Annotated in this window: 7 protein-coding genes; 3 read left to right on the forward strand and 4 right to left on the reverse strand. The window is 45.4% G+C overall.

Going from position 1 to position 6,521, the window contains the following annotated elements:
- The first annotated feature begins 235 nt into the window (after positions 1-235).
- Complete coding sequence (gene udk, locus CWB99_RS19090) at positions 236-865, forward strand: uridine kinase (RefSeq protein ID WP_046004604.1); 630 nt, start codon at positions 236-238, stop codon at positions 863-865.
- Between the two features lie 17 nt (positions 866-882).
- Positions 883-2,106 (forward strand): NupC/NupG family nucleoside CNT transporter, encoded by a 1,224-nt coding sequence (locus CWB99_RS19095; protein WP_138552748.1) that lies wholly within the window; start codon positions 883-885, stop codon positions 2,104-2,106.
- A 100-nt stretch (positions 2,107-2,206) separates the two neighbouring features.
- Here CWB99_RS19095 and CWB99_RS19100 read toward each other — a convergent pair whose 3' ends face one another.
- From CWB99_RS19100 to CWB99_RS19115, 4 genes are all read right to left on the reverse strand, one after another.
- Complete coding sequence (locus tag CWB99_RS19100) at positions 2,207-3,118, reverse strand: hypothetical protein (RefSeq protein ID WP_138552749.1); 912 nt, start codon at positions 3,116-3,118, stop codon at positions 2,207-2,209.
- Complete coding sequence (locus tag CWB99_RS19105) at positions 3,115-3,912, reverse strand: glycoside hydrolase family 25 protein (protein ID WP_138552750.1); 798 nt, start codon at positions 3,910-3,912, stop codon at positions 3,115-3,117. The genes CWB99_RS19100 and CWB99_RS19105 overlap by 4 nt, the downstream gene beginning before the upstream one ends.
- A gap of 149 nt (positions 3,913-4,061) precedes the next feature.
- Entirely contained in the window at positions 4,062-4,313 is a 252-nt protein-coding gene (locus CWB99_RS19110; RefSeq protein WP_046004601.1) for a DUF2999 family protein, read from the reverse strand.
- A 15-nt stretch (positions 4,314-4,328) separates the two neighbouring features.
- Positions 4,329-5,534 carry an RsmB/NOP family class I SAM-dependent RNA methyltransferase gene (locus tag CWB99_RS19115; RefSeq protein WP_138552751.1) on the reverse strand — a complete coding sequence of 402 codons (1,206 nt, stop codon included), beginning with the start codon at positions 5,532-5,534 and terminating at the stop codon, positions 4,329-4,331.
- A gap of 249 nt (positions 5,535-5,783) precedes the next feature.
- Between CWB99_RS19115 and CWB99_RS24185 the strand changes: the two genes are divergently transcribed.
- A complete protein-coding gene (locus CWB99_RS24185) occupies positions 5,784-5,960 on the forward strand; it encodes a hypothetical protein (protein WP_171045398.1) in 177 nt (58 codons plus the stop codon).
- Positions 5,961-6,521 lie beyond the last annotated feature (561 nt).

Consider the following 6,521-nt stretch of genomic DNA (forward strand, 5'->3'; position numbering starts at 1 on the left):
TTTGTAGCCAAAATTAACGTACAGGACATAAGTCCGCTGTCATAAAAGCATAACAAAAAACCATTTGTACCTATATTAATTAAATCTCATCACTAATTGGACCAGCGGACATAAGTCCTGTTTTGTTATAACCAAAACAATTAAATTTGATCCTTAAGCGAGGCAAAAGAGATTAATCGTGTCTTTTTTGCTATTGTGATCTTCCAACATTAACAACTGCTGGGTGTGAACTTTAGTGACACGAACAATTATAGCCATCGCCGGCGCATCTGCGTCCGGTAAGTCTCTTTTTAGTCAAACTATTTATAACGAATTAGTAAACGAACTTGAATCGGGTGCCATCGCCGTTATAGAAGAAGACGCCTATTATAAAGATCAATCGCATTTGCCGTTTGAACACAGAACTCAAACGAATTATGACCATCCGGATGCGTTTGAACATGCGTTAATGAAAGAGCACCTGGCGCAACTGCGTCAAGGTAAGTCTGTACAAGTACCGACTTACGACTATGCTCAACATACACGCAGTAGTGAGACACGCACGGTAAACCCGGCAAAGATTTTAGTCGTTGAAGGGATCTTACTGTTAAGCGATCCAGCATTAATCGAAGAATTTGATATCAAAGTATTTATCGATACACCACTTGATATCTGTCTGCTGCGACGAATGCAACGAGACATAGAAACTCGCGGTAGAAGTATCTCTTCGGTGGTTGAGCAATATCAGGCAACGGTAAGACCCATGTTTTACCAGTTTATTGAGCCTTCAAAGCACAATGCCGACTTGGTCGTTACCCGTGGCGGTATGAATCGCGTTGCGATTGATATTATTAAAAGTAAAATAAAATATTTACTGCAAGAATAATACGGGAACAATCTGGCATGACAACAATAATGAGCTTAGTCGGCATGTTAATGCTACTAGCCATCGCCTACGCAGCTTCCACCAAGCGTAGTGCCATTAATTATCGAACCGTGGGTATCGCATTTATCATGCAAATACTCATTGGTGGCTTTGTACTCTTTGTAGAAGCCGGTAAAAACGCGCTTGCGGCCATGTCGAAAGCGGTTTCATCTGTCATTGGATATGCCAATGACGGGATCAGTTTTCTGTTTGGCCCATTGGCGGGTGCAGATAATATTGGGTTTATATTTGCGATCCAGGTTCTACCGGTGATCGTATTTTTCTCTGCATTAGTGGGTGTGTTATATCACATCGGCATTATGGAGTGGATCATCAAAATCTTAGGGGGTGGTCTACAAAAGCTGCTGAAAACGTCCAGACCAGAGTCTTTGTCGGCGACGGCAAATATTTTTGTGGGGCAAACTGAAGCGCCTTTAATTGTAAAACCTTTTATCCCTAAGATGACCCAGTCAGAACTTTTTGCCGTCATGGTGGGTGGTCTGGCAACGGTAGCAGGGTCAGTGATGGCTGGCTATGTTGCTATTGGGGTCGAACTTAAATATCTGATCGCGGCCAGCTTTATGGCGGCGCCAGGTGGTTTCCTTATGGCCAAGATGATTGTGCCGGAAACCGAAAAGCCAAAAGAAAACCTCGCAGAGGTTGATAGCGGCGACGACAAACCGGTTAATGTAATCGATGCTGCAGCCGCTGGCGCGTCAAGCGGTATGCATTTGGCTCTGAATGTCGGTGCAATGCTGTTGGCTTTTGTAGCTCTGATTGCACTGTTGAACGGTTTGTTAGGCGGTATTGGTGGTTTCTTTGACTATCCAACACTGACATTACAAGAGATTTTAGGCTATGTATTTGCTCCGGTTGCCTGGATGTTAGGTGTACCTTGGGCAGAAGCCACTCAGGCGGGCAGCTTTATCGGCCAGAAACTGGTTGTAAACGAGTTTGTTGCTTACCTGGACTTTATGAATTATCGCGACACGTTAAGTGAGCACACACAAGCGATTGTCACATTCGCGTTATGTGGATTTGCTAACTTGTCATCGATAGCCATCTTACTAGGCGGACTGGGCGGTATGGCGCCAAGTCGACGAAAGGATATCGCACGCTTAGGGCTCAGGGCGGTTTTAGCAGGGTCTATGGCTAACCTAATGAGCGCAGCAATTGCAGGGTTTTTCCTCTCGCTAGCTTAGAAACTTAATGAGATAAGCCTCAGTTGCAAAACAATTGGTTAGTTGCTTTAAGGGGTTAGAGTAACCAAACTAACTTGAACGATACTTCACCAAAGGGCCTTTATGGCCCTTTTATCGTTTCTGAAGCACTATTTTTTACCATCCGATAGGTTTCCTGTGCATGCAGGTACAGCCCTTTCACAATACGATAAAACCCCCAGATAAGCAGTAATGGCATTAAGATCAGGTCAAACAGATTTACCGCCAGCGTACTTACCAAATAGTGTGACAAAGCATTTTGCTGATATCTGACATGCTTGGGTGATACTTTCTCCAGCTCATGGATACTCGACTCTGCTTTATCTTTTAATGACGCTTTGTTTTGCCCGTGCGTGACATCCTGATGATATTGCAGTAATGCTGTGCGACCCGTGGTTTTGTAACTAGCACTGACGGAGTGACTGATGGCTCCACTAATATGAATAGCATAAGGCAGCATCAGATGTAGTAGCACAAAAATAAGTAGTAAGCCTTCACATACCCGCTTAAGCACCGCACACATAACGACAGGCAAACCAAATAGCTCAGCACACAGCCATATTGTCGCACCGCTCAAAGTGACCACCAATAACGGCATAACGATGACGTGAGCAGCTTCACTGAGCAAGGACAGGATCTCCACGGCAACCAGTGATGCAAGGTTCAGGTTGATGCCTTGTTGCAAATAGTGTGTGACCGTCGCAATCATATTGCCAACATCTACTTTAAATTCAGCAATAAACGACACTCCAACCTGGCTGCTTTCCACAACTTTTAGCAGACCATTGATCTCCGCCAGGTAGAACAAGTCGTCTAACGCCTGCTCTTCTACTTGATGCAGATACGCCTGATTGCTGAGATATAAAGCATCCGGCCGGTGCTGCCATTCGTGGTAGTGGAGCACGACCAAAGTTAAAAAGCTCACCACAACCAGCAGTAAAAGCGCTCGCATTACTGTGTGCTCATGTTGCCAAAGTTGTTTTGCAAAGTTCATGATTTTGCCCCTTTACTTGTGCACTTCATTGCCTCCAACCCTGACTCGCCTGCTATCACCACATCCATATCTACTTGGGTCTTTACCCCTGGCACTCGCGCAGAATCTGAATATTGCCACAGCCACCAGGCCTGTGCCTGTTCAGGCACACTGGGGCTGGCGGCGTAATCAGCTAACCAAAAAGGCTGGCCGGCAAATTGAGCCGATAGATTCTGTTGCCAATAATCTCCATAACTATAGAGGATCGTCTGACACCCTGTACGCTGCTCAACGGCCGCTATGAATTTGGCAACACCGCTGCTGATCTGCTGCGAAGATCGGTTACTGGTGATCTCCACATCCAGCATAGGCATGAGTGTCAACTCAAGCCCTTGCACGGTCGTCATAAAGTTGTCTGCCTGCTTAATGGGATCATCGTCTGGTTCAAAGAAATGATACGCTCCAGTCTGCAGACCTGCGGCCTGCGCGCCTTTGAGGTGTGAATAGAACTCAGGATCTCGATAAGTGATGCCATCAGTCGCCTTGATATAAACAAACTGCACCCCGGTTTGTGCAACCTGCTGCCAATCGACGACCCCCTGATAATGTGATACATCGATCCCCAATACAGCCTTAGCACTGGGGTTACTGAGATAGTGCTGCAAGCTCTTTGGAAACAGAGCCGAAGTGGGCTTATCAGCCTGCGGCTCTGGCGGCATAAAGCCAGGCCGAAAAAAATAAAATAAACAGGCAACTGCCGTAAATAACACAAACACCATAGGTGAGTCGTGTTCAAGGGTTTTGCTGGAGAGCATTGTGTATCCTTATTCTTAAAATAGTGCTACCACGCGATTAGCATCTAGTTTAGTCAAAGGAAATGGGTTTGTCTGATGTGAGCTCTGAAAAAGTCTGGCGACGAACAGGCTGGGTTGGATGTCCAGCCTGTTTGTATTGATGTGATTACTTATTGTTTAAGCTGTGCTTTTGCTTGCTCAACTTTATCGTAATCAAGACCAAGCTCCTGCACTGCTTCTTTGATCAGTGCCGGGTTCTGCATCACAAGTGCCATCAGCTGTTGTAGTTTATCCGCAGGAATGTTCAACTGCTGAACAACGGCCATTGCCATTAGTGGGTTTTCGGTCAATGCCTGAAATACTTCATTGATTTTTTCGTCACTGATGTTGTGCTCTTTGAGCAAAGCAATAATGGGATTCATGTGTTTTATCCTATTTTAATCTTGTGGTAGTTCGTTACGGCACAATACAGCGCCATAAAATCCGTCAAACTCTGAGTTTATTCCCGGCAGCAAACTCAGTTCCTGTTGTAGGGTCCAGTCAGGATTTGCATCCAAAAACTGAGCGACTTGCTGTTGATTTTCAACTGGCAGTACTGAACAGGTTGCATACACCAGCTTGCCACCTGGGCGGCACATCTGACTGTATTTTTGCAGCAGATCAGCTTGAAGCGCAATAAGCTCATCGACACTTTGCTCTGTCAGGTGCCATTTACTGTCTGGGTTGCGCCGTAACACACCCGTTCCCGAACAGGGCACATCAAGTAAAACCCGGTCAAATTTATCTTTAAGGCGTTTAATGGTCTTATTATTTTTAATAAGTCGCGTCTCAATCATATGACAGCCGGCACGCTTGGCGCGTTTTTTCAGGTTATCAAGCTTGTGCTGATGAATGTCCATAGACAGTAAGCGACCTTTGTTTTTCATCAAGGCTGCCAGATGCAGACTCTTTCCCCCTGCACCGGCGCAGGCATCAACAACCTTCATACCTGGCGCAACATCCAATAGAGGGGCAACTTGTTGAGACCCCGCATCCTGCATTTCGCATTCACCCGACTGAAACGCGCTGGATTTAAACAGCTTATCAACTGCCTGAATAGTCAGTGCATGCGGCAATTCCGGGGAAACTCGCTCACTGGAGATCTGCTGCTGAGCCAAGTTTTCGGCTAATGATTCAGTTGAGGTTTTTAAGGTGTTAGCTCTTAGGTAGTAACCCGGAGGGCGGTTTAAAGCTTCAGCCACAACAGGCCACTGTTGGCCAAGTTGAGACTCTCCCAGTGTATTCAGCCAGTCAGGATAACTAAGCTGGATTGCCTGCGGTGCACGCTCAAGGCGCTCTTGCAGATCAGACTTTGACAAGTCGCGCATTTCTGGCCAGTCAGGGATGTGCGCGTCATTGAGCAACTGATACGTCTGCCAGACAGGCCAGAACTCCTGTTCACTAACCTCGCTGAGATATGCCAGCTTACGTACAAAACGCACTAAATCATACAGGGTCGTTACAAAATAGCCTTTATCTTCACGACGCCAATGTGGATTATCATGTATGTGGTGCTGAATGACTTTATCAGCATATAAAGATTGCTGGAAAATACTGTTAAATGCGGTATGTAAAGTACTGATAAGTTGACGATCAACGGTCACGCGGTGTTCTCTGCCTGCAAATACTGAAGATGAATTGTAGCGCTTTTAGCGAGTTCAGACCATATGTGGTTTACTACCAGGCAGTGCCATAGTTGGAGGACCTATGTTTTTAAAAAATCCCCCCATCAAAAAAACATACCCGCTCTCATTGAAACAGTTTGACAACGTAGTCAATGATGCGACAAATTAAAAGGGCACCTTTGACGTTTGCAGTAAAGGAAGAATAACGAACATGACAAAGGATAAAAAATGAAACTGACAATGAAAAAATCGCGTCTGAAATCCCTTTCAGAAGCAGAAAAGCTGACTCCGGCCCAAACACCTCAGGTTGCAGGAGGAGAGTTTTCCTGGTGGAACCGGGATTGTATTCCTCTCACTGCAGAGTGTGCATCTGGCAGCCCTTGTGTGATCACTGGGGTTTGTTAAACTTTCAGCACACAGTAAAGCCCGTTTAACGAGCTTTATCGTTAAGCCTGAAGAGAAAAACAAACACAATAGATACCTTTGCGACAAGCCCAGGTCCTGGTCAGTACTGTGTAATCACAGGTCCGTGTACCGACTTCAACTAATCACCAAACAATGCAACTTCTGCCAATGAGGTTGCGTTGTCAGAGTCTTTCTGGCCCCCCCTCTGCTGAGCGAACACCTACTACCTTTACTAATCTACTCAATAGACTGTGTAACGACACCTGAGCAAGGTTTGGCTTGCGTGACCTCGTGTCCCTGCGACGAGTTTTAATACCAATTTGCTTAATTAAGAGTTCTATTTTGAGGCGAGAAAATATCGTCGATAACCAGGCAAAAATTTGCGAACTCATACCTTAGGTAAAAGGTTCTATATAAGCAATCTTTAATGCCGTTAGCGGCATATTTGTACCTTCAAATTGAACAGGTATTGAGTGAAATTGGTATAAGTCCTAAATGGCTCAAACTGTACGAGTTCCGGCGTTTTTGGTATTGCTCATTATCGGTGTTTTTCAAGTTAGT

Source organism: Pseudoalteromonas rubra, from assembly GCF_005887095.1.
Lineage (GTDB): Bacteria > Pseudomonadota > Gammaproteobacteria > Enterobacterales > Alteromonadaceae > Pseudoalteromonas > Pseudoalteromonas rubra_E.

Excerpts from the sequence above, each read along its gene's own strand:
- CWB99_RS24185 (WP_171045398.1), top strand. The coding sequence starts at position 5,784 with ATGAAACTGACAATGAAAAAATCGCGTCTGAAATCCCTTTCAGAAGCA.
- CWB99_RS19100 (WP_138552749.1), bottom strand. The coding sequence starts at position 3,118 with ATGAACTTTGCAAAACAACTTTGGCAACATGAGCACACAGTAATGCGA.
- CWB99_RS19110 (WP_046004601.1), bottom strand. The coding sequence starts at position 4,313 with ATGAATCCCATTATTGCTTTGCTCAAAGAGCACAACATCAGTGACGAA.
- CWB99_RS19095 (WP_138552748.1), top strand. The coding sequence starts at position 883 with ATGACAACAATAATGAGCTTAGTCGGCATGTTAATGCTACTAGCCATC.
- CWB99_RS19105 (WP_138552750.1), bottom strand. The coding sequence starts at position 3,912 with ATGCTCTCCAGCAAAACCCTTGAACACGACTCACCTATGGTGTTTGTG.